This is a genomic window from uncultured Holdemanella sp., from assembly GCF_934754935.1.
GTDB lineage: Bacteria > Bacillota_I > Bacilli_A > Erysipelotrichales > Erysipelotrichaceae > Holdemanella.
The window spans coordinates 1-22,579 of sequence record NZ_CAKVJB010000015.1 but is presented as its reverse complement, the minus strand read 5'-3'; the positions used below and the strand labels follow the sequence as shown (position 1 = coordinate 22,579).

Sequence of the window (22,579 nt, the reverse complement as noted above, 5' to 3'; positions counted from 1 at the left end):
CAAAGAATGAGCTATAGTATATACAGGTGATTAACATGAACATTCAATCAACATTTTTTTACTTTTACTTTAGATAGCCCTAATGAAGCCAATCAAAACTGAATGGTATTTTTATTAGGGCTTTTAAGCATTAACAATTCTAACTGTTAATGCTTTTTTGTTACTCACAAATGGAAAGAAGGATATTACTATGATTATTACTTTAAAGAAAAATGCACCAAAACACGATATCGACAAATTGATCAACAAATTCGAAAAGATGAATCTTCAAGTCACAATGATTCAAGGAGATAACTACAACGTCTTTGGTCTAGTTGGAGATACAAGTATTGTAGATGAAAAAAGCGTATTGGCTAACCCCATCGTATATAACGTACAACGTGTTGCCCAACCTTATAAATTAGCCAACCGTATGTTCCACCCAGAAGATACAATTGTGGATGTGAATGGAATCAAAATCGGTGGTAAAAAAATTGCGATGATCGCAGGACCATGTTCGGTTGAGGGTGAAGATCAAATATGCCGTATTGCCAAAGAAGTAAAAGAAGCAGGAGCTGATATGTTAAGAGGTGGCGCTTATAAGCCAAGAACAAGTCCATACGCATTCCAAGGTATGGGTACCGCTGGTGTTATGGCTATGGTCAAAGCTAGAGAAGAAACAGGACTTCCTATTGTATCCGAACTTATGAGTGCAGAACATTTGGATGAATTCGTTGAAAATGTAGATATCATTCAGATTGGTGCTCGTAACATGCAAAACTTTGACTTATTAAAAGCCGTTGGAAAAACTAAGAAACCTATTTTATTAAAACGAGGCATGTCCGCAACGATTCAAGAATGGATCATGGCTGCAGAATATATTATGTCGGAAGGAAATCCAAACGTCATTTTCTGTGAACGAGGCATTCGTACATTTGAAACCTATACTCGTAACACATTAGATTTAAGTGTTGTACCAATCATTAAAGAAAGAACCCACTTACCTATTATCATTGATCCAAGTCATGCAGCTGGAGATTATAAATTAATTGAATCATTATCCCTAGCCGCTATTGCAGCAGGTGCCGATGGATTGATCATTGAAGTCCATGATGATCCAGAAAACGCATGGAGTGATGGAGCGCAAAGCTTAAAGCCAAAACGCTATGCTGATCTTGTTGAAAAAGGAAAAGCTATCGCCAAAGTTATTGGACGAGAACTATAAGAAACTGCCCACGCAGTTTCTTTTTATGTTACAATGCTTTGGGTGATACAATGAACAATCCTTATCCTTATTCAAATGACAATAAAAGATATCAAACAATCAATTACTATTTCCGGAATACATACCATCAAAAAGTCGCTAAGATTCCATTAAATGCAGGTTTTACATGTCCAAACCGCGATGGGACAAAAGGCATTGGTGGATGCACATTTTGTTCTAGCATGGGTTCTGGTGACAGCATTCTATGTTTTGATGATACTTTACAGAAACAATATAAAGAAGGCTTAAAGCGCATGCAAAATAAATGGCCCGATTGTATTGGCTTTGCGTATTTTCAAAGCTACTCCAATACATATGCCCCACTAGCTATCTTAAAGAAAGTATATGATCCTTTCTTTAAAGATCCAGATATTCCTGGTGTAGCGATTGCGACACGAGCTGATTGTTTAAGTGATGAAATCATTGACTATTTAAACCATCAAGATAAAGAAGTCTGGCTAGAATTAGGACTTCAAAGTGTACATGAGACTACTATGGAAAAGTGTAATCGAAAACACAGTACACAGATCGTATTTTATTGGATCGATAAATTAAAATCTACAAACATCAAAACATGTGTACATATTATTAATGGTTTACCGAATGAATCCAAATCCGATATGTTAGAAACGGTCAAACAGATTTCTAAACACAATCCAGATGCGATCAAAATTCACATGTTACACTTAATTGAAGGTACACAAATGGCCAAAGAATATGAAGAACATCCATTTCATATTCTAACCTTAGAAGAATATGTCGATATTGTGGTCGATCAATTGGAGCTTTTACCACAAGAAATGATTATTGAACGCTTAACAGGTGATGGTATTGCGAAAGATTTGATTGAGCCAAAATGGACCATCAAGAAAACGATTGTGACAAATGAAATTGATAAGTTAATGGTAAAAAGAAATACGTGGCAAGGCAAAAATGTCTAACCACGTATTTTTATTTTTATTTCAAATTTAAGCAGTAATATCTTTTCTTACCACGACGAATGATTACAAAGTTATCTACATATGCTTGATTTGCATCAATCACCAATGTTTCATCATTGACTTTTACACCATTTAAGCTAATTGAATTTCCTTTGATCCATTCTCTAGCTTCACGACGACTTGAAGCAATCTTAGCCTCAACTAAAACATCAATTAAAGTCTTTCCAGCTTCTTGATCCACTTTATCCATGTTTTTAACGGCATCTAAACGTTGTTGTTCATCCAAATCATTTAATTGACCTCTGAATAAAGCATTTGTGATCTTTAATGCTGATTCTAAACCTTCTTCACCATGTAAATCACGAACCACTTCTTCAGCTAGTTTCTTTTGTGCTTCACGTCTTCCTGCATCTTCATTTAATGATACTTCTAAAGCATCGATTTCTTCTTTTGTTAGGAATGTTAATTTCTTTAAGTATTCAATCACCTTTGAATCATCTGTATTGAATAAGAATTGGTATAGTTCATAAGGAGATGTCTTTTTAGGATCCAACCATACAGTTCCTGTTTCACTCTTACCAAATTTAGTTCCATCTGCTTTTGTGATTAGTGGCATTGTTAATCCATAACATTTTACATCTGCACCACATTTTTTACGAATCAATTCTAAACCAGAAGTGATATTTCCCCATTGATCCTGTCCACCAATCTGCATTGTACAACCTTTTGTTTGATAAAGATTTAAGAAGTCTAAAGATTGAAGGATCATATATGAGAATTCTGTATAACTAATTCCTGAATCCAAACGTTTTTTTACTGTTTCTTTATTCAACATATAATTCACATTGAATAATTTTCCATAATCACGTAAGAAATCAATGATTGTGATATCTTTTGTCCAATCTAAGTTGTTGACCATGTCAAAGCCCCATAATTTAGAGATTTGTGCATGTAAAGCATCATAGTTTGATTTTAATACTTCTGGCGTCAACATGCTTCTTTCACCAGTTGCCTTTGGATCGCCGATAAATCCAGTAGCTCCACCAACCAACATAATTGGGTGGTGTCCATGTTTTTCTAAACGTTTTGCCATCAACAATGATGAATAGTGTCCAATGTGTAAACTATCCGCTGTTGGATCTGTACCAATATAGAATGTAACTTCCCCATTATTGATTACATCTTCCACTTCTTCACTTGTAACGTTGTCGACTAGACCACGCCATTTCAATTCTTCAAATAATTCCATTTTGTCCTCCCTGAAAAAATAAAAAATCGCCCAATAAGGACGATTTGATCGCGGTACCACCTTACTTCATACAAATATTCTTTGTATGCACTTAAACCTTTAACGCAGGTATACGTCAAAATTGAAGCTCCAAGGTGTATTCCACAGGTCTATTTGAAACTTTACACCAACCAGTTTCTCTCTAAGAAATAGATAATCTGTGTACTCTTTCTTATCATAGCGAATTTATTATATCGAATCTAGAAACTAAACTCAACAAATATGTTTTAATTTGTTATAAATTTTAAAGATAAACGGCTTGCACGGAAGTATAAAGTTACCAATATATTCATGCACTACGGCATTATATCCACGTTTGAAATCAAAGACACCATAACCTTCTTTACCCGGTTCAAAATAACCACTGATACCATAGAAATTATAGAAGTCATAGCCCTCTTGAATTGCTTCTTGAATCATATGCCAATGGATCGCATAAGGCCCTCTAAAATCTCTTTGTTCATAATTACTAGAACCAACAAGATATACTATTTCATGACCATATTTAATGAACAAACAACAAGCTAATGGCACTTCTTTACCATACGTATCTTTTAATTCTTGAATATGCGAAATTTTCTTGTCTAAAGAATCCAAATACGTTTCATCCGTCTTTAAACGCTTTTCCTTTTTCTCATTACCAGGATTCTTTTCTAAGAAAGTCTTTGTCTTTTCAATACTTTTTAAAGTCGTATTGTATTCTTTCTTGATTTTTTGTTCATACTCATCTAAATCCAAATAAGATAATAGTGTTTCAACATGATCTTCACCATAGAACGCATATAGATTTTTAAAATAATCCAAACTCATGGCTTCAAAATCTTGTCGAGCACTCGTTTCTTTTTCCATAGAATCCAAGATATGAAGTTGATCTACACCAAGTTTTCGAATATGCACATTATACTTTTGTGCCGTTCTAGTATTTCGTCTTGTAGCACTTGAAAACTCATTAAAAATTTCATCACTCGTTTTACCCCTTAAATCAATAGAGGAACAAAAACGACATTCCTTCGATAAATCATATCCTTGTTTTAAAGGAAGTTGTAAAAACCCACCTGATTTTAGATTTTCTACAACATCATAATTATTAAAACCATTCTCAACAACATTTCCATCCTTATCTCTTTGAACAAGATCAATTTCAGGATCCATTTCAAGATAAACTACATTTTTCTTTTTCAGATATTGTTTTAAAGAAGAAGTAAACTTTACAAGCTTATCCTTATCTTTATAATCGGCAAGAAATCCTCTTGCGACATAACAATATTTAAAGACTTTCATTAAAGGAAGATACGCAAGCATGCACGTTGCGTATACTTCATTTTCTTGACTAGCCTGAATAAATTCAACACTCCATCCATCATGTTCAAATTTTTTGGCATGATATTGGGATTGTTGAAATACCACCGTATCCACTGTATCTAAATATTCACTATATTCTTGAATATTTATTGTATTGATTTGCATACTTCACCTTCTTAGTTGGCAACAATATTCACAACTTTACCCTTTACAACGATAACCTTACGAATTGTTTTTCCTTCAATTTGACGCTGAACCGTTTCCAATTCCATAGCTTGTTTTTCTAATTCTTCATTGCTTGAACCTACAGCGGCTTCAAACTTACCACGAACCTTACCATTTACCTGTACAACACAAGTAATTGTATCTTCGACTAATTTAGCTTCATCATATGTTGGCCATGGCTCATACGCAATCGTTTCATTATGACCTAATAATTGCCACATTTCCTCACCAATGTGTGGTGTAATACAAGATAACATCTTAACAATACCTTCGGCATATGGCTTGTAAATGGTTTCTGCCTTATAAGCCTCATTTACGAAAATCATCATTTGTGAGATAGCTGTATTAAATCCTAATGATTCATAATCTTCAGTTACTTTTTTAACGGTCTGGTTGTAGACTTTATCTAATTTACCATCATTTGTATCTGTAACTTTACCAGATTCAATAAATAAACGATATACACGATCGATCCATCTTCTAGCACCATCACAACCGGCCATTGACCAAGGTTTACTTTGTTCTAATGGCCCCATAAACATTTCATATAAACGAAGTGTATCTGCACCATATTTTTTAACGATATCAGAAGGATTCACAACAAATTCAGGATAACGTTTACCCATCTTGATACCATTTTCACCTAAGATCATACCTTGGTGTACTAATTTTTTAAATGGTTCTTTACAAGCCACAATTCCCTTGTCATATAAGTAGTTATTCCAAATACGAGAATACATCAAGTGACCTACCGCATGTTCTGGTCCACCTACATACAAATCAACTGGCATCCAGTGTTTCAACAATTCTGGATCACCTAATTGTTCTTTATTTTTAGGATCGATATAACGTAAATAATACCATGAAGATCCTGCTGAACCTGGCATTGTACTTGTTTCACGAACGCCCTTTACACCATTTCGATTGTATTGCTTCCACTCTGTCGCATTTTCAAGAGGTGCTTTTCCATTGTGTCCTTTATAATCTTCAAGTTCAGGTAAGATCAAAGGTAATTCTTCATCTGGAAGCACATAATCTGTACCATCTTCTAAATGCACAATTGGAACTGGTTCTCCCCAATAACGTTGACGCGCAAAGATCCATTCACGGAAACGATAATTTACTGTTTCTTTGGCAATACCCATATCTACTAATTTTTTAGTAATGGCTACTTTAGCTTCTTCTACCGTTAAACCTGTAAATTCTTCAGAATTGATTAACTTGCAGCCCTTTCCTAAATAGTCTTGTTTTTCAAAGGCATGTTCACTTACGTCTTGTCCTTCAATAACTTGAATCATATCGATATTGTGCGCAATCGCATATTCAAAGTCACGTTGATCATGACTTGGTACAGCCATAACTGCACCAGTACCATAGTTAGCTAATACGAAATCTCCAATAAAGACTTCGACTTCTTTTCCATTGACTGGGTTAATTGCCTTGATGCCCTCTAAGCGACATCCAGATTTACCTTTATTTAATTCTGTACGATCCATTTCAGATTTCGATACAGTTTCCTGAATATAAGCCTTTACTTCATCTTGGTTTTTGATTCTTGGCATCAATTCTTGTACTAAATATCCATCTGGTGCAAGTACCATGAATGTAATACCATAGATGGTTTCAATACATGTTGTAAAGATTGAGAATTTTCCTCCACCAACGATTTCAAATTGAACTTCAACACCCGTTGAACGTCCAATCCAATGTCTTTGCATTTCCTTTGTTGATTCTGGCCAATCAATTTCATTTAAACCTTCTAAAAGTCTTTCTGCAAAAGCAGCCTGATCAATACAAAGTTGTTTCATATTTTTACGAATGACTGGATAGCCACCACGTTCACTTTTACCATCGATAACTTCATCATTTGATAATACAGTTCCTAATTCTTCACACCAGTTAACTGGCATGTCTACATATTTGGCATAGCCATCTTTATACAATTGTTTAAAGATCCATTGTGTCCAATGATAGAAATCTGGATCCGATGTCGCAATCATCTTTGACCAGTCATAGTCAAACCCTAATTCTTTTAACTGATTTGTGAAAGTCTTAATATTTTCTTGTGTAAATCCATTTGGATTGTTTCCTGTTTGAACAGCATATTGTTCAGCTGGTAAACCAAATGAATCATATCCCATTGGGTGAAGTACATTATAGCCTTGCATACGTTTCATACGTGAAACGATATCTGTAGCTGTATATCCTTCAGGATGTCCTGCATGAAGTCCTACACCACTTGGATATGGAAACATATCTAACGCATAAAATTTAGGCTTTGAAAAATCCCAAACATCCGTTTTAAATGTTTCATGCTCATCCCAATATTTGTGCCATTTCTTTTCTACTTCTAAATGATCGTACATATTAGCCTCCTATAAAAAAATAAAAAACGCCCTTGAAATCTAAGGACGTTTGTACGCGGTACCACCTTAGTTCACAATCTTAATTGTGCCCTCTAACCCTTTATCGCAGAGTATACGGATAACATTACTCATCAGCTCCTTAGCAAGTTCAAAGGTTGTACAATGCTAAATTTCACCATTTTTAGCTCTCTAAAAATTGCCATTTCCTTTTACTACTCTAATTCATCGCTATGCATCAATTTTATCTTGTTTTTTATGGTTCGTCAATAACAACATCCACGATTGCCTTATCATCATAATAGATCTTCATACATACATTCTCATAGGTACACTCTATAAAAGTGGAATAATCTTGAAAATGCACTAGTGAATTCATAATGGTCTCATTCTTTTCTTTGATTAACTCTTCATTTGTATGACACAACTTAATGCGATTATTATGTTTGATCATATGTTTGGCATGATCCACAATCGATAGTTCTAGAATATTTTGTCGATTTGCCTTTAAAAGATATACATTTTGAATGGTACTCAACGTTAAAAAAGAAACAATTTGAAGCACAAGAAACAGACAAACCAAACTTGTCCAACTCGCATATCCATTAATAGATTTCAAAGTCATAGGTCTTATTCTTCTTTTTAAACCACAAATAATAACCATCTTCTTTCTTATAAAAATAGCCCGCATCCATTTGTTCCATATAGATTTCATAACCAGGACTTTTCACAATGCGATGCTTATCAAAATACAAACGAAACTTCTCATGATTACGAATATATTCCAATTGTTCATCTTCGACTTTAACTTCACTTGCCACACTTAATTCTCTTCTTAGCTGCAAGATCGCAAATTGATTTTGTGTATCCATATCCATATGCGCAAAATGTAAAGCACAACTTACAAGCATACATCCTAGTAAACTCACTAAGCTTGAGATAAACAAGGCAAGTAAGGCTTCAATCAGTGTGAAACCATTTCTTCTCAATCTTTTCATTTATTTTTAAATCCCTTTGAACATATAAAGTATAAATACCCTGAACCAATAAACTTGCACAAATCAAGATCACAAATAGCGCAAATAAAGCATCCTGCAATAAAAAACCATTATTCCTTTTCAAGACGTACCCTCCCAGCTCCTACTTGAAAAACAAGTTTCATCTTTGTACTTGTATTTGAACAATGAAAAGTTAAAGCCTTTGACATATTCCCTTTGGCATTATAGTAAAAAGAAACAGAATCACAGGCGATATCTTTAGGAATCTTATATTCTATTTCATCTACGTGAATCGAATCTTGAATATGTACATATACCTTACGATGTTCAACATACGCTTTTTGTCGAGCCGTTATACATAATGTTTGAACTTGTTTCATAAACACATAAAGAGATGACTGCATTTTCGAATAGAAACCAAAACTTAAAATTGACACAATCAACAATACGATCATCATTTCAAGAAAAGTAAAACCATTCTTATTTAGAGATGGCTTGTCCATTTTCAATCACCACTTGGCTATGATCTGGACATGTATCTTGTCCTTTCTTTAAATATCCAAAATCAATTAGCTCCTGCACACTTGTCGGTGTTTCTAATTGATCAATTTCATACAACATGATTTGTGAGTTTACAATTTCAAGTAAAGCTTCACAACCCTTATCACGAATGATCTTCTCCTTTTGTTGAATATTAGGTAAAGTTATCAACAAGAGTAAAGCCACAATCAACATTACGATCATCATTTCTAATATTGTAAATCCATTTTTCTTTTCCATTTTTTCTCCTCCATTTAAAATTGATTTAACATGTTTAAAGGCATCATCATGATTTGATAAACAACCACAACCAATATGCCAATACTGATATACGAAAACAACTGTATGCCATTCGATAATTTCTTTACCGATTTTTCTAAATCTAAACGACATTTCTTGACATAAAGATCAAAAAATATCGATAGGCGATTGCCACTTAAGGCATATTTGATCATCTTCTTAAAGGATGCATCAAATACATTGATACCCAAAAAACATGCTTCTAAAGTATTTCCCTTCTTTAATTGCTTTAAGATTTCATTGGATACCATACCCACAATACTAAAGTCCATTAAAGCTAAAGTTTCTAATACTTCTTGCGTTGAACTATTCGTCTTTTCTAAAACTTGATACATACATACAAATTGTAAAGAGATCATTTTCTTCATCAAAGAAAATGGACATTTCAGTCTTACATCATATTTATAGAAAAATAAATAATATAAGCCTAGATACAATAGAATACTCAAAATACTGACTCCAAATAAAACTTTTAATGCTTGAATCAAAATCAAGACAAAATGATTTGAAATATAGTCTTTCATTTGAACAAGCACAAAGTCTGAAAAGAAACAAATCATAAAATACGCAAACACAAGTAAAAAGAATGGATATGCGATCTTTTTCAATAACTTCTCAAAGAATACATTCGAACTTTTTTCGATTTGACTCACACATTCGATGGCTTCTTTAAGATTCATCTTATTAGCTAAAATCTTTAAATACTTGAAATACAACTTCTTTTGACCCCTACAAAATACATCTATTAAACGATTGCCAAATTTTAATTCATCCAAAATCTCACCATCCTTTTTAAACACCAAATGAACCAATGTATCAAATGGCACACCTTGATTTTGTAACAATTGAAATTGTTCAATTTCTTCACGACAAACTAAACATGTCGCATTGGGCTTGTTCGTCAAGGATATATCCTTTTTCAATACCCTCTTTAATTTTTGAAGATAATGTTTTGAATTGGTCTGGATAGTTTCCATTTCGAATAACATATTCCAATGTTTTTTGATCCATAATTTCATATACACACACTTTCTTGTCGCCATTTGAATATAAGCGTTGTGAAACAATGGCAGTACATACACTTAATAAATCTTGTTTCGATACACCAAGATCTTCAAGACGACTTATACACTCCTTTCCATTTTTGGCATGAATACTTGTTAATACTAAATGCCCCGTTAAACTTGCACGCAATACCATCTTTGCCGTATAGCTGTTTCTTGTTTCTCCAATACATATAATGTCTGGATCATGGCGTAATAATTGCTCGATTCCTACATCATATGTAAATCCCATCGTCTCATTGATTTGTAGCTGCAAGTAAGAATCATCCTCAATTTCAATCGGATCTTCTAGACTCACCACCTTATGTTTCTTAGTCTTTGCGATTTCATGAAGCAAGGCATGAAGTGTTGTTGTCTTACCACTGTTGGTCGGACCAACACATAGCACAAGTCCTTGTCGTAATGGAATCAAAGATTGAAAGAATTGTGTATCCTTTTTCCATAAAGACAATTCATGAAGCTGAATGGCTTGTTTGGTGTTCAACAATCGAATGACACCGGTTTGAATATTGTGATTATGTAGGATACTGAAACGACAAAAGATATCATGATTATGAAGATAAACTTTAAACTGTCCACTTTGTGGCGTATAAGGATTGGTTAGATCCATTTGAGAAATAAATTTTAGATACTCAAAAAAAGATGGTTTCCATATATCTTGATATACATCAATCATTTCATTTTGCGTTCGAAGTTGAATTTGTAACCTTTCATTTTGAAGTACAAAATGAATATCGCTCGCTCTCTTTTGAATCGCATATTCAATGAGATTCTTTAATAAATCATCCATTTTTTATCACCCCTTATCTAATACGAAAAAAAAAGCAGAAATTCTAATAAATTTCTGCATATTTTAAACTTTCGTTCCATTTTTTCTCTTGCGATAAAGAAGTTGTGGGTCCATGACCTGGATATACTTTATAATCTTTGTCGAGTTCATACATTTTTTTTAGTGATTGTTTCATACTTGAAACACTGCCAGTAGCTAGATCCATTCTTCCAATGGAACCTTGAAATAATACGTCTCCGGTAAATAAACAATCTTCTATTTTTAATACAGTCGAACCAATTGAATGTCCAGGACAATATATAGCTTCTATTTCAAAGCCTGCAATTTCATTTTTACCTTCAACAAGTGGCTTTGGTTTTGCGTTACATGTCACATCCATATAAAAGGCACTCGATGAATTTAAATCGGGATTTGAAAGAAAATCAAATTCATTTGGATTTAAATATACATCACAACCAAATTCATTTACGATCTTATCCACTCCTGAAATATGATCAAAGTGTGCATGCGTTAAAACAATCGCATCTAATGTACAATCATGTTGATTAAGAATTTCTTTCAGATTTGGCAACATGTCTGCCGGATCAATGATTAAAGCATGGTGATTTTCCATCACCAAATAACAATTAGCCTGTACAGGCCCTAAGGGTTGTTGAATAACTTTCATCGTCTAATACATAAAAAAGACCGAATAAAACGGCCTTTCTTACTTTTTCTCCTTATGTTCAGTCTGCTGATTGCATTTTGGACAATATTTTTTAACAGTCATACGTTCAGGATGTTTTTTCTTATTTCTTGTACCAATATAATTTTCTTCACCGCAAACAGAGCACTTAAATGTAATACGATCTCTCATGTTCAGTCCTCCTCACATTAGTAATTACTAGTTGATTCTAGCATAACTTACAAGTCAATTTCAAGTCATTTTCAAAATTTTAACTTGCAGGATACAATTCGAAATACTTTTGGATAAATTCTGGCATCACCATATTCGAACAAATGTTTGGTGAAACGCTTTGATCATTGATACTTGATGTTGGTGCTGAACACGCAAATGCCATGGTTGGAGCACTACTTGGTGCATATCCTACAAGGTTAGCAGTTGTCCAGTCGCCTACTTCGGCTGTACCTGTTTTGGCTGAAACTTGGCCGGCAAATGGCTGCATAGGATCTCCACAATAGCCTGAGCTTACACATGCACTAAAACCTTGTTTAACACGATCTAAATAAGCTGCATTCTTTTCTGGCAATGTGGATTTGATCTTTTTGGCATTTGTCACAACGACTTCTTGTGAATTTACTTCTGTCGCATACGTCATAAAACGCGGTTTAAATAAATTACCATCCGATGCGATGGTTGCACCATATATTGCCAGTTGTAGTGGTGAATACATATCAAACTGACCAATCGAATAATAAAGTAACATACCAGGTTCTGCACCATAGCCCATGTATCCCGTTGCTTCATTTGGTACATCAATACCCGTTTTATTACCTAAACCAAACATCGAATAATATCCACGCATTTTATTTAATGTACCTTGAAGATCATTCACATACAGTGGTTCTTCTTCTTGATACGATGCATTGGCCAAACGAATCGCCACATTAAACATATATATGTTACTACTTACTTCCAAAGCCATAATGTCATCAACCGTACCATAATCTTTGTAGGAACTAAATTCTTGTCCACCAATATTCATTGTTTTATCGACAATCGTTTCTCCTGGACTCATCACATGTTCACTTTCACCCATATATACTGTAGCTCCCTTGATACATGATCCTGGGTTGACTAAAGACATATAGTTTCCAGTTGAAAAATAGGTCATACCTTTTGTATCCAAATCCATTTGATAGCCTGACATCGCAAGAACCGAGCCATCTTGGGCATTTAATACCGTTGTAAATAAAGATTGGAAGTTTTCACGATTGGCTGTTCCACCATATTCATTTAATGTTTTCTTTAAAATATCATCTAATGAAGTTTGTAGATCAATATCGATAGAAAGATGGATATCATATCCTTTTTTCGCTTCTTGAATCACATCTTTTTGGGCTAATCCTTTTGAATTATACGTAATCTTAGCGATTTCTGGTGTTCCAGCAAGTAAATCATTATATTGATATTCAAGTCCTGATTTACCTACACTCGCATTTAATTGGTAGCCTTTAGAAATATAATAACTCGATAATTCACTAGGTAAACCTTGCGTACTTGTCGTTACACTTCCTAAAACATCCGATAAAGATTCTCCATATGGATATTCTCGTTTCCATCCGCCAAAATCAACGTCAAAGCCAGGAAATTCTGTTTTATGTTCAACAAGATAGGCCACATCATCATCACTGACATCTTCAAGTACAACATTTTCTTGTCCTGTACTTTGGTTGGCAATCATTCTTTGGTAAATCACACACATCTTTAATTCGGATTGTGTCATTTCGCCAATTTGTTTTTTACCAATACGATTCATTAAGATCTGATATCGTTTACTTTCGGCATTGTCACCCCATGCACCATTCTTATATTGTTTTAATTCTTTTGAAGTTAATAAATGATTGGCTGCATACTCAGAGTCTGTTGGAGATAAAAAGGATTTATACGTAATATACGCCTGTTTTTTATCTTCATCTGTAAAATCTTTTGCGCTTACACTAAACACTTTCACAATACGTTTCGCATACAATTCATAATCGTCTGAATCCATATTGTTTGGAGATGTAAAGACAATATTGTGGCTAACCACAGTCTTGGCTAAAATTTTTCCCTTACAATCATAGATCTGACCACGAGGTGCTGAAGTATATTGTTTGATGGAAGTGTAATCTTCTCTTTTCGCTGTATATTCATTATATGAAACAATCTGAAGATAGAATAATCGTAAAAAGATGACCAAAAAACATACGGTAATAGAGACCGCAAGAATCAATATACGATTAGAAATAACTTGATCAACAGAAATAGTTTGTCTTGCCCTTTTCAATGATTTTCTACTCTTTTTCAATTGAATCCCCCTTTATACGAAAACACTATATATTATACACGTTTCCAAGATGAAATGGAAAAAAAAGAAAGAAAGGCGTATACTTGAGATATGGAGGATGACTATGAACAGAACTCAAACGCGTCAAGTTCAAGTACAAAATCTTGAAATTGGACATAATAATCACGTTGTTATTCAATCAATGTGTAACATTGAAACAAAAAAGGCAGATGAGGTTGCCAAACAAATTTTAAACCTTGAAAAAATGGGCTGCGAAATGATTCGTGTCAGCTGTATGGATATGGAGGATGCCAAAGCCATAAAAGATATTAAAAAACAAATCCATATTCCATTAGTTGCCGATATTCACTTTGATTATCGTTTAGCTTTAGCTTGTATTGAAGCCGGAGCCGATAAGATTCGTTTAAATCCAGGAAACATTGGTTCTAGAGAAAATGTTGAAAAAGTCGTAAGGGCTTGTAAAGAAAAACATATTCCAATTCGTATCGGAATCAATGGTGGTTCTTTAGAAAAAGATATTCATGAAAAATATGGTAAGCCAACGGCCCAAGGTATGATTGAAAGTGCACAAAGACATGTAAAAATCTTAGAAGATCTCGATTTTTATGATACCGTCCTTTCTTTTAAATCCAGTGATCCACTTTTATGTATTGAAGCCTATCGTTTGGCCGCAAAAACATTTGATTATCCTTTACATTTAGGTGTAACAGAAGCTGGTACAACCATGACAAGTGCCATCAAATCCAGTTTAGCTTTAGGCACTTTATTAAATGAAGGTATTGGAAATACGATTCGAATTAGTGTCAATGGAGCACCTGAAAAAGAAATTCCAATTGTCAAAGAATTATTAAAAGACTGCAAGCTCATCAAAAATGTACCAAATCTAATCGCATGTCCAACTTGTGGACGTACACAATGGGATATGGAGCCGGCTGTTAATGAAATTGAAAGCTATCTTCAAACCGTAAATAAAGAAGTAACAGTCGCCATCATGGGTTGTGCAGTCAATGGTCCTGGTGAAGCTAAACATGCGGATATTGCGATTGCAGGCGGTAAAAAAGAGGGCTTATTGATTAAAAAGGGTGAAATCATTGAAAAGATTCCACAAGATCAGATCGTAGCTCGTTTAAAAGAAGAAATTGATAAATTTTAATTAAAAAAAGATCTCAGCGTAGTGCTGAGATTTCTTCTTTATAAGGAGCCTTTCCATCAATAAATGGAGTCTCTAATATTTTTGTGACATGTTCTAGTTTTGGATGATGCACAATAGAATATAATACATCAAAACCAATGTAGCCTTTACCTAAGTTTTCATGACGATCTTTATGAGCACCCAAATCATTTTTAGAATCATTGATATGCATACATAATAGATTTTCTAAGCCTAATATGGAATCAAATTGATCTAGGACTTCATCAAAATGCGTAATATCATAGCCCGCATCCCAAATATGGCATGTATCCATACAAAAACCGATGCGACTTTTTTTATGAACGCCTAAATAGATCTTTTGAAGTTGCTCAAAGGTAAAGCCACACTCATTGCCCTTTCCGGCCATCGTTTCTAGGGCAATCTTGACATCGCTTGTATCGTTATCTAAGACTTCATTTAAGCCATTGATGATCCATTCAATACCCACATCCATTCCAGCGCCTACATGGCTTCCCGGGTGTAATACAAGTGTTTTAGCACCAATTTGAGAAACTCTTTCTAATTCAGCTTTTAAAAACTCTTGTCCAAACAAGGCTGTTTCTGGTTTTAGCGCATTGGCCAAATTGATAATATATGGTGCATGCACAATGACACGATCGATGGAAAAATCATGTTCTGTCATCATTTTTTTAGCTTCTTCAATCTTTAATTTTGAAACATCCACACGACGTGTATTACTAGGAGGTCCCGTATAGATCATGCAGGCATTGGCACCATAAGATAAAGCTTCTTCAATAGCCCCTTTAAAATAGTTAGGGGCCTTAAAAGAAACATGACTTCCTAAATAGATCATACGTCCATTCCTTTTTGGCGTTGTCTTTCTTTAGCACGTTCTTTTTGTTGGCGCTTAATATCCGATTTGATCATTTCACGACGCTTTTTACGTTTCATACGATCAATTTCTTGACGCTGTCTTTTCTTATAATTTGGTTTTACTTTCTTTTTCTTATGAACAATTTTTTCAACTTCTTCATGGAACTCATCCTTTTTCATTGGACGCTTGTTGACATATGGTTTTAAATCCACAAATTGTTTGTTCTTCACATCTTGATGTTCAAATTCAATACCTTGTTTGATTAATGATTGAATTGATTTATTATCACTTTCTTTATATAAAGCGATACATTGACCATCACGAGTGGCTCTTCCGGTACGACCGGCACGGTGAATATAGAATTTTAAATCTTTAGGGAATCCACAACTAATAACGTGTGTAATTCCTTCTAAGTCAATTCCACGACTGGCGATATCACTCGCAACAATATAGCTTTTCTTTTGGCTTTGAATCATTTTAATAGCCTGCATACGTTGGCGTGATTCAAGACCTGAATGAAGTTCAACTAGATCATAGCCATTTTCACGCATTGTATTCGCAATATTTTGTGCTTCTTGTGTTGTATTCGCAAAGATCAAACAAACATATGGCTGAATACATGGAAGTACATCTAAGATTTTTTGTTCATAGCTTTTGTGCTTACAAGGAACCAAAATGTGTTTAACATCACTTTGGAAAGCTTCTTCCTTTTTGATTTCAATAAATTCAGGATCATACAAATATTTCTTTAAGAATGGTTGTAGAGATTCTGGAATGGTTGCCGAAAAGACCATCATTTGAACTTTCTTATCCATTTTTGATAAAATTTCATCAATATCTTCTAAGAAACCAAATTCTAATGTCATGTCGGCTTCATCGATGACAACAATTTTAGCCGTATCTAAACGTAAGACATTGTCTTTGATAAACATGTCTTTCATTCTTCCTGGTGTACCAATCACGATTTGTGGCTGCTTTTCCATTTGCGTTACTTTTTCCATACCACCTGTCACAAGTTTTACGCGTACATTAAAATGTTTAGCAATCTTACGACAACGATCATATAATTGATAAGCAAGTTCTCGAGTTGGTGCAGAGATGACGGCTTGTACGCAATCTTGATCAAAATCTAGTTTTTCAAAGATTGGCATAAAGAAAGCGTGAGACTTTCCTGAACCTGTACTTGAAACACCGATAATATCTCTATTTTTATTTTTACGATTTAACACCTGTTCTTGGATGGGTGTTAAGGTTTTGAAATGTTCTAAATCCATTATTTCTTGAATACGATTATTCATAAATTTTCACATCCTTTACTTTAGTATTATCCCAAAATTCTTCCCATTTTACAAATACAAATAATTAGGGCATAATGTATATATGAAAACACAAAATATCATTACAGTCAAGCCTCAGGGGTATTGTGGGGGCGTTTTAAAAGCAATTGAAACCGCAAAGAAAACACGAATTCAATATCCAAATCAAAAGATTACGATTTTAGGTAATCTTGTACACAATCAATATGTCAAAAAGGCCCTTGAATCCTATTCCATTGATACGATTGAAGATAAGACAAAGACAAGGGTGGAATTACTCGATGAAATACATGAAGGTATCGTAATTTTTACAGCGCATGGTGTCAGTCCAAAAGTGTATGAAAAAGCCAAAGAAAAAGGATTGATTCTTGTAGATGCGAGTTGTCCATTTGTCTTACAGACCCAAAAGATCGTCAAACAATATTTGGATGAGGACTATACGATTTTCTATATTGGTAAGAATAAACATCCGGAAGCTGAATCGATTTATACAATGAGTGAAAAAGTCTATTTAATTGAGCCAAATAAAGAAATTCCGAGTATTGAGACAAGTAAAATCTTTGTGACGAATCAAACCACAATGTCGATTTACGAATTAAAGGATACTTTTGATAAGATCAAACAACTTTATCCTTCAGCCATCTTCCATGATGAAATATGTAATGCGACAAGAGTTCGTCAACAGGCTATTTTAGATCTTAAAAATGTCGATTGTTTGATCGTGGTTGGTGATCCTACAAGTAATAACTCTCAAAAACTTGTGGATATTGGTAAAAAGGCTGGTATTCAAAATGTCTTTTCCATTCAAACCGTTGAAGATATTGATAAGAAAGATTTTGAACCGTATGCCACAATTGCGATCACAAGCGGTGCTAGTACGCCTACATATTTGACTAATCAAGTCAAAGATTATTTGTCTCAAGACATTGAAAAGCCAAAAATCCGTATTCAGGAAATTCTCTGAGTACGGATTTCTTTTATATATTCAATTTTTTCAAGAAATTCAGGTTTATTGACTTTTGAAAGAATATTTTTATATTTATTCTCTTCAAAATCTAGATAGGATACATACGTTGAATCCATTTTCATATTTACACCAAAATGAAGTTGTGAAGAACTTATATTTTGTGGATTGGATGCACAAATACAATCTAGAATTGGATAATAGTGTCCATGATCATAAATCATTTTCTCGCGAACAATATGAATATTATGATCGCGTAAATACTCTCGCAAGGCAAAATCATCTTTATGGCTTGATAATAATAAGCGTAAGCCAGGATATAAATTCCCTTTGGAAAGAATATCGATGATCAATTTACCGCCCATGCCACAAATAATAATTTGATCCACATCCTCATTCAAGCCTTGAATTCCATCTAATAATCGACAAGATACAAAATTGGATAAATGATTCTCTTCAATGGTTTTCTTGGCATTATCCAATGGTCCTTGTGCCACATCACACGCATAACCTTTTTTGGATTGTTTATTTAAAATAGCATTGCAGACAACGTAAGCATGATCACAACCGATGTCCGCAATACAATTTCCATTGACCCATTCTAATATTTCTTGAATACGAGATGAACAAGGTATCATTATTTTACAAAGTCTCTTAAGCGTTTGCAGCGGTTTGGATTCTTTAACTTACGCAAAGCCTTCGCTTCAATCTGACGAATACGCTCACGTGTTACGTTGAATTCTTTACCAACTTCTTCTAGCGTACGTGTTCTTCCGTCTAATAAACCAAAACGTAAACGTAATACTTTTTCTTCACGTTCTGTTAGGCCTTGTAAAACGGCATTGATTTCATCTTTCAACAATTGATTGTTTGTGTAATCATCTGGAGATAATGTATCTTTATCTTCAATGAAGTCTCCTAAGTGAGAGTCGTCTTCTTCTCCGATTGGCGTTTCTAGACTGACTGGATCTAAGGCAATCTTTTGAATTTCACGTACCTTTTCAGCAGAGATGTTTTCCATCTTTTCTGCGATTTCTTCTGGCATTGGATCACGACCTAGATCCTGTACCAATTGACGTTGAATACGTGTTAATTTATTGATGGTTTCAACCATGTGTACAGGAATACGAATTGTACGTGCCTGGTCTGCAATCGCACGTGTAATGGATTGACGAATCCACCATGTCGCATAAGTTGAGAATTTAAATCCTTTTGTATAATCAAATTTTTCGACGGCTTTGATCAAACCACAGTTACCTTCTTGAATCAAGTCTAAGAATAACATTCCACGACCTACATATTTTTTGGCGATAGATACAACCAAACGAAGGTTTGAAGAAATCAATGTTTGTTTCGCTTCTTCACCATCCGCGATGATTTTTGCGAGTTGTTTCTTTTCTTCCTCACTTAAATCTGGGTTTTTAATATCTTCTTTTGCCTGTTCTCCTTCTTGGATCTGACGCGCAATAATTGGCTCTTCTTTTGGATCCAACAATGGAATTTGACCGATTTCTTTTAAATACATTTTAACTGGGTCATTGATCTTGGCATGTGATGCATTAGCGAATGTTTTTTCAAGTTGAGAAATTTCTTCTGCGATCGAATCTTCTTCATCTAAATCTTCATCGCTTAGATCATCCTCATTTAAATCCTCATCATCCAATTCATCCCCGTCAATGAATTCAATCATATTTTCATCGATCCAGTTATATAGATCGTCCATTGTATCATCATCTAAATTTAAAGCACTGACTGCATCTAAGAATTGTTTTTGAGAAACATCTGTATTTTGTTCCTTGCTTTGTAGCAAGAATTCTTTTGCCTCATCCAAGCTTGTAAACTTTAATTTTTGAGTTTCATTTGCCATAGTTTCATCCTTCCTTTCGATGTAAGATTTCGTTTCTTTGAATAATTAATTCCTGTTTTTTACTTGCCAAATTGATTTTGATCAATGGATCCTGAACATTCTTGATCTCATTGTTGATTTGATCAATTTGGTCTTGTAAAGTACATTCTTTGATCTTCATTAAACTATCGTTAAAGAAGTCTTCATTATATTCATAAACATGAAACGGATTTTCCATTAGGCTTACCAATAAATTACGAACCTCTTCTTTTTCGATATAACTCATTAAGACATCAAAATCGATGTGGTCCATATTTCGATACATGTCATAACAATATAATGACAATTCTTCACAGACTGGATCTTGGAAAAAGCCAATCTGATCTTTAAATTGGTCGGCCGCTAATTTACTTTTAAGAATCATCCATAACACACCATACTCGGCAAGTGTTCTTCCATTTTTTAATGGCTCAATATTTCGAATAACAGATGGTTTATTTCTTGGTTCTTTTATTTGTGCAACAGCACTTACAGAATTTGATAGATCAAATCCAGTTAGATCTTTAATACGAGAATAGTAATCGGCCTTTTCAAAATCTGTGCATGTTCTTTCAATAAAAGACTGCATTTCAGAAGTGAATTTCTTCTTATCCTCGTAGTTGTCTAAATCATATTGATTTGGTAAATATTCGAACAAAAATTCAACAAACGATACGGTTTTATGAACGGATAAATACAATTCATCTTTACCTAGTTCATTAAAAATTTCGTCCGGATCTTTACCCGTTGTATTTTTCACAATGGAAAAGTTCAAGCCATAATCTACGGCTAACTTTCCAAATTTATAAGTGGCTGCCTTACCAGCTCTATCCCCGTCATAACATACCACAAGTGGTACATTTAAACGTTTTAATAATGTCATTTGTTCCTTGGTACAAGCTGTACCTAAACAAGCAATACTTTCATGAATATCCGCCTTTTCAAAGGCAATGACATCCATAGCCCCCTCAACCAATATGCATCGCTTATTCTTTTTCGCAAACTCTTTCGCTCTATGATAATTAAAAATCAAATTTCCCTTATGATAGATCTTTGTTTCTGAAGTATTGATATATTTTGCGGTATCTTTATCTTCATTTAAACGTCTTGCCGTAAAACCAACCGGATTTCCATGTTCATCATGAATAGGAATCATTAAACGATGATCAAATACGGCATAGGCATCTAAGTCATGAGTACGAATTAATCCTGTATCTAATAGTATTTGTTCGTTAAAACCTTTTGCCTTGAGATACTTCACACTACGACTCGATTCAGGTGCATACCCAATTTCAAATCTTTTTATAATATCTTCATTTATTTTTCGTTGACTTAAATACCTTTTTACACTTTCTCCATTTTCACTTTCCAGTTCAAATGTTAAAAAGCGAATATAGGATTGTATACAATCGTATAAAGGTTGATTTTGATCTACTTTCGGTTGAAATTTAGATGTATCCAAATGTAAAGGATAATGAATCAATTCAGCAACCTTACATACGGCTTCTAGAAAAGAAATGTTTTCAATCTTTTGAACAAAAGTAAAGACATTTCCTCCTGTGCCACACACAAAACATTTGAATATTTGTTTATCAGTCGAAATCGATAAGCTTGGATCATGATCATCATGAAAAGGACATATGGCTTTATAATTTTTGCCTTGTTTTTCAAGTGTAATATAGTGAGACATTACGTCAACAATATCTGCTTGTTGACGTATTGCCTTTATATCATCTTCACTAATCCAGCTCATTAAAATGCGATTCTATTTTCAATATATGAAACAAGATCATCTAAAGCGACGCGTTCTTGTTGCATAGTGTCACGATCTCTGATAGTTACACATCCATCGTTAGCTGTTTCAAAGTCAACAGTTACGCAGAATGGAGTACCAATCGCATCTTGACGACGATAACGTTTACCAATGCTTTGAGCATCATCATAAGTCACGCTAAAGTGTTTTGATAATTTTGCGAATACTTCATCACCTTGATCTGATAATTTTTTAGATAATGGAAGTACAGCTACTTTATATGGTGCTAATGCAGGGTGTAATTTTAATACCACACGAGAATCATTTTCTAATTGTTCTTCTTGATAAGCTTCACACATAACCGCTAACATCAAACGTTCAACACCTACACTTGGTTCAATAACGTATGGAATATATTTTTCATTGGCTTCTTGATCAAAATATTCTAAGTTTTGTTTAGAAGTTGTTTGGTGTGCTTTTAAGTCAAAGTCAGTACGGTCTGCGATACCCCATAATTCACCCCATCCGATAGGTTCAGAGAAGTGGTATTCGATATCACTTGTACCATT

23 protein-coding genes and 2 other annotated features are annotated in these 22,579 nt (G+C 34.1%); of the genes, 4 read left to right on the top strand and 19 right to left on the bottom strand.

The window, feature by feature from the left end; all coding sequences use genetic code 11:
• Positions 1 to 190: 190 nt before the first annotated feature.
• A complete protein-coding gene (gene aroF, locus Q0E86_RS05460; protein WP_295755127.1) occupies positions 191 to 1,204 on the top strand; it encodes a 3-deoxy-7-phosphoheptulonate synthase in 1,014 nt (337 codons plus the stop codon).
• A gap of 50 nt (positions 1,205 to 1,254) precedes the next feature.
• Entirely contained in the window at positions 1,255 to 2,184 is a 930-nt protein-coding gene (locus Q0E86_RS05455; RefSeq protein WP_295755125.1) for a TIGR01212 family radical SAM protein, read from the top strand.
• Positions 2,185 to 2,200: 16 nt separating this feature from the next.
• Here Q0E86_RS05455 and tyrS read toward each other — a convergent pair whose 3' ends face one another.
• The 13 genes from tyrS to Q0E86_RS05390 form a co-directional block, all read right to left on the bottom strand.
• Positions 2,201 to 3,433, bottom strand: coding sequence for a tyrosine--tRNA ligase (tyrS, locus tag Q0E86_RS05450; RefSeq protein ID WP_295755123.1), 1,233 nt, complete (start codon positions 3,431 to 3,433; stop codon positions 2,201 to 2,203).
• A 32-nt stretch (positions 3,434 to 3,465) separates the two neighbouring features.
• Positions 3,466 to 3,660: a binding site (T-box leader), on the bottom strand.
• A 25-nt stretch (positions 3,661 to 3,685) separates the two neighbouring features.
• A complete protein-coding gene (locus Q0E86_RS05445) occupies positions 3,686 to 4,939 on the bottom strand; it encodes a peptidoglycan bridge formation glycyltransferase FemA/FemB family protein (RefSeq protein WP_295755121.1) in 1,254 nt (417 codons plus the stop codon).
• An 11-nt stretch (positions 4,940 to 4,950) separates the two neighbouring features.
• Entirely contained in the window at positions 4,951 to 7,365 is a 2,415-nt protein-coding gene (gene leuS, locus Q0E86_RS05440; RefSeq protein ID WP_295755120.1) for a leucine--tRNA ligase, read from the bottom strand.
• A gap of 38 nt (positions 7,366 to 7,403) precedes the next feature.
• Positions 7,404 to 7,600 (bottom strand) — a binding site (T-box leader).
• 18 nt (positions 7,601 to 7,618) lie between these two features.
• Complete coding sequence (locus tag Q0E86_RS05435; protein WP_295755117.1) at positions 7,619 to 7,987, bottom strand: hypothetical protein; 369 nt, start codon at positions 7,985 to 7,987, stop codon at positions 7,619 to 7,621.
• Complete coding sequence (locus Q0E86_RS05430) at positions 7,968 to 8,360, bottom strand: prepilin-type N-terminal cleavage/methylation domain-containing protein (RefSeq protein ID WP_295755115.1); 393 nt, start codon at positions 8,358 to 8,360, stop codon at positions 7,968 to 7,970. The genes Q0E86_RS05435 and Q0E86_RS05430 overlap by 20 nt, the downstream gene beginning before the upstream one ends.
• Entirely contained in the window at positions 8,323 to 8,484 is a 162-nt protein-coding gene (locus Q0E86_RS05425) for a hypothetical protein (RefSeq protein WP_295755113.1), read from the bottom strand. Before Q0E86_RS05425 ends, Q0E86_RS05430 begins: the two co-directional genes overlap by 38 nt.
• On the bottom strand, positions 8,471 to 8,863 hold the full coding sequence (comGD, locus tag Q0E86_RS05420; protein WP_295755111.1) for a competence type IV pilus minor pilin ComGD: 393 nt from the start codon (positions 8,861 to 8,863) through the stop codon (positions 8,471 to 8,473). The genes Q0E86_RS05425 and comGD overlap by 14 nt, the downstream gene beginning before the upstream one ends.
• A complete protein-coding gene (gene comGC, locus Q0E86_RS05415; protein ID WP_295755108.1) occupies positions 8,841 to 9,140 on the bottom strand; it encodes a competence type IV pilus major pilin ComGC in 300 nt (99 codons plus the stop codon). Before comGC ends, comGD begins: the two co-directional genes overlap by 23 nt.
• Before the next feature lie 14 nt (positions 9,141 to 9,154).
• Entirely contained in the window at positions 9,155 to 10,105 is a 951-nt protein-coding gene (locus tag Q0E86_RS05410) for a type II secretion system F family protein (RefSeq protein WP_295755105.1), read from the bottom strand.
• The gene (locus tag Q0E86_RS05405; RefSeq protein WP_295755102.1) at positions 10,065 to 11,054 is read right to left on the bottom strand and encodes an ATPase, T2SS/T4P/T4SS family; all 990 of its coding nucleotides are present in this window, start codon (positions 11,052 to 11,054) and stop codon (positions 10,065 to 10,067) included. The genes Q0E86_RS05410 and Q0E86_RS05405 overlap by 41 nt, the downstream gene beginning before the upstream one ends.
• 43 nt (positions 11,055 to 11,097) lie before the next feature.
• Positions 11,098 to 11,721: an MBL fold metallo-hydrolase gene (locus Q0E86_RS05400; RefSeq protein WP_295755100.1), complete on the bottom strand. Its 624-nt coding sequence runs from the start codon at positions 11,719 to 11,721 to the stop codon at positions 11,098 to 11,100.
• 39 nt (positions 11,722 to 11,760) lie between these two features.
• On the bottom strand, positions 11,761 to 11,910 hold the full coding sequence (rpmG, locus tag Q0E86_RS05395) for a 50S ribosomal protein L33 (protein WP_003864966.1): 150 nt from the start codon (positions 11,908 to 11,910) through the stop codon (positions 11,761 to 11,763).
• A gap of 79 nt (positions 11,911 to 11,989) precedes the next feature.
• Positions 11,990 to 14,065, bottom strand: a complete 2,076-nt coding sequence (locus Q0E86_RS05390) for a penicillin-binding protein 2 (protein WP_295755097.1) — start codon at positions 14,063 to 14,065, stop codon at positions 11,990 to 11,992.
• 103 nt (positions 14,066 to 14,168) lie between these two features.
• Between Q0E86_RS05390 and ispG the strand changes: the two genes are divergently transcribed.
• Positions 14,169 to 15,218: a flavodoxin-dependent (E)-4-hydroxy-3-methylbut-2-enyl-diphosphate synthase gene (gene ispG / locus Q0E86_RS05385; protein WP_295755096.1), complete on the top strand. Its 1,050-nt coding sequence runs from the start codon at positions 14,169 to 14,171 to the stop codon at positions 15,216 to 15,218.
• Positions 15,219 to 15,231: 13 nt separating this feature from the next.
• On the opposite strand, the gene Q0E86_RS05380 is transcribed toward ispG, so the two are convergent.
• The gene (locus tag Q0E86_RS05380; protein ID WP_295755093.1) at positions 15,232 to 16,071 is read right to left on the bottom strand and encodes a deoxyribonuclease IV; all 840 of its coding nucleotides are present in this window, start codon (positions 16,069 to 16,071) and stop codon (positions 15,232 to 15,234) included.
• A complete protein-coding gene (locus Q0E86_RS05375; RefSeq protein WP_295755092.1) occupies positions 16,068 to 17,390 on the bottom strand; it encodes a DEAD/DEAH box helicase in 1,323 nt (440 codons plus the stop codon). The genes Q0E86_RS05380 and Q0E86_RS05375 overlap by 4 nt, the downstream gene beginning before the upstream one ends.
• A gap of 82 nt (positions 17,391 to 17,472) precedes the next feature.
• Between Q0E86_RS05375 and ispH the strand changes: the two genes are divergently transcribed.
• Positions 17,473 to 18,372, top strand: coding sequence for a 4-hydroxy-3-methylbut-2-enyl diphosphate reductase (gene ispH / locus Q0E86_RS05370; protein WP_295755090.1), 900 nt, complete (start codon positions 17,473 to 17,475; stop codon positions 18,370 to 18,372).
• On the opposite strand, the gene Q0E86_RS05365 is transcribed toward ispH, so the two are convergent.
• The 4 genes from Q0E86_RS05365 to Q0E86_RS05350 all read right to left on the bottom strand — a co-directional run.
• Positions 18,357 to 19,010 carry a class I SAM-dependent methyltransferase gene (locus Q0E86_RS05365; RefSeq protein ID WP_295755089.1) on the bottom strand — a complete coding sequence of 218 codons (654 nt, stop codon included), beginning with the start codon at positions 19,008 to 19,010 and terminating at the stop codon, positions 18,357 to 18,359. The genes ispH and Q0E86_RS05365 overlap by 16 nt on opposite strands.
• Positions 19,010 to 20,239, bottom strand: coding sequence for an RNA polymerase sigma factor RpoD (rpoD, locus tag Q0E86_RS05360; protein WP_295755087.1), 1,230 nt, complete (start codon positions 20,237 to 20,239; stop codon positions 19,010 to 19,012). Before rpoD ends, Q0E86_RS05365 begins: the two co-directional genes overlap by 1 nt.
• Before the next feature lie 4 nt (positions 20,240 to 20,243).
• A complete protein-coding gene (gene dnaG, locus Q0E86_RS05355; RefSeq protein WP_295755085.1) occupies positions 20,244 to 22,010 on the bottom strand; it encodes a DNA primase in 1,767 nt (588 codons plus the stop codon).
• On the bottom strand, positions 22,010 to 22,579 hold a 570-nt coding region (locus Q0E86_RS05350; RefSeq protein WP_295755084.1), incomplete at its 5' end, for a His/Gly/Thr/Pro-type tRNA ligase C-terminal domain-containing protein. The genes dnaG and Q0E86_RS05350, both read right to left, overlap by 1 nt.

Coding starts and splice junctions, on each gene's coding strand:
- ispH (WP_295755090.1), top strand. CDS start 17,473: ATGAAAACACAAAATATCATTACAGTCAAGCCTCAGGGGTATTGTGGG.
- Q0E86_RS05405 (WP_295755102.1), bottom strand. CDS start 11,054: ATGGATGATTTATTAAAGAATCTCATTGAATATGCGATTCAAAAGAGA.
- Q0E86_RS05435 (WP_295755117.1), bottom strand. CDS start 7,987: ATGACTTTGAAATCTATTAATGGATATGCGAGTTGGACAAGTTTGGTT.
- aroF (WP_295755127.1), top strand. CDS start 191: ATGATTATTACTTTAAAGAAAAATGCACCAAAACACGATATCGACAAA.
- Q0E86_RS05445 (WP_295755121.1), bottom strand. CDS start 4,939: ATGCAAATCAATACAATAAATATTCAAGAATATAGTGAATATTTAGAT.
- Q0E86_RS05430 (WP_295755115.1), bottom strand. CDS start 8,360: ATGAAAAGATTGAGAAGAAATGGTTTCACACTGATTGAAGCCTTACTT.
- Q0E86_RS05380 (WP_295755093.1), bottom strand. CDS start 16,071: ATGATCTATTTAGGAAGTCATGTTTCTTTTAAGGCCCCTAACTATTTT.
- comGD (WP_295755111.1), bottom strand. CDS start 8,863: ATGGACAAGCCATCTCTAAATAAGAATGGTTTTACTTTTCTTGAAATG.
- Q0E86_RS05375 (WP_295755092.1), bottom strand. CDS start 17,390: ATGAATAATCGTATTCAAGAAATAATGGATTTAGAACATTTCAAAACC.
- tyrS (WP_295755123.1), bottom strand. CDS start 3,433: ATGGAATTATTTGAAGAATTGAAATGGCGTGGTCTAGTCGACAACGTT.
- leuS (WP_295755120.1), bottom strand. CDS start 7,365: ATGTACGATCATTTAGAAGTAGAAAAGAAATGGCACAAATATTGGGAT.
- rpoD (WP_295755087.1), bottom strand. CDS start 20,239: ATGGCAAATGAAACTCAAAAATTAAAGTTTACAAGCTTGGATGAGGCA.
- dnaG (WP_295755085.1), bottom strand. CDS start 22,010: ATGAGCTGGATTAGTGAAGATGATATAAAGGCAATACGTCAACAAGCA.
- rpmG (WP_003864966.1), bottom strand. CDS start 11,910: ATGAGAGATCGTATTACATTTAAGTGCTCTGTTTGCGGTGAAGAAAAT.
- Q0E86_RS05365 (WP_295755089.1), bottom strand. CDS start 19,010: ATGATACCTTGTTCATCTCGTATTCAAGAAATATTAGAATGGGTCAAT.
- ispG (WP_295755096.1), top strand. CDS start 14,169: ATGAACAGAACTCAAACGCGTCAAGTTCAAGTACAAAATCTTGAAATT.
- comGC (WP_295755108.1), bottom strand. CDS start 9,140: ATGGAAAAGAAAAATGGATTTACAATATTAGAAATGATGATCGTAATG.
- Q0E86_RS05400 (WP_295755100.1), bottom strand. CDS start 11,721: ATGAAAGTTATTCAACAACCCTTAGGGCCTGTACAGGCTAATTGTTAT.
- Q0E86_RS05455 (WP_295755125.1), top strand. CDS start 1,255: ATGAACAATCCTTATCCTTATTCAAATGACAATAAAAGATATCAAACA.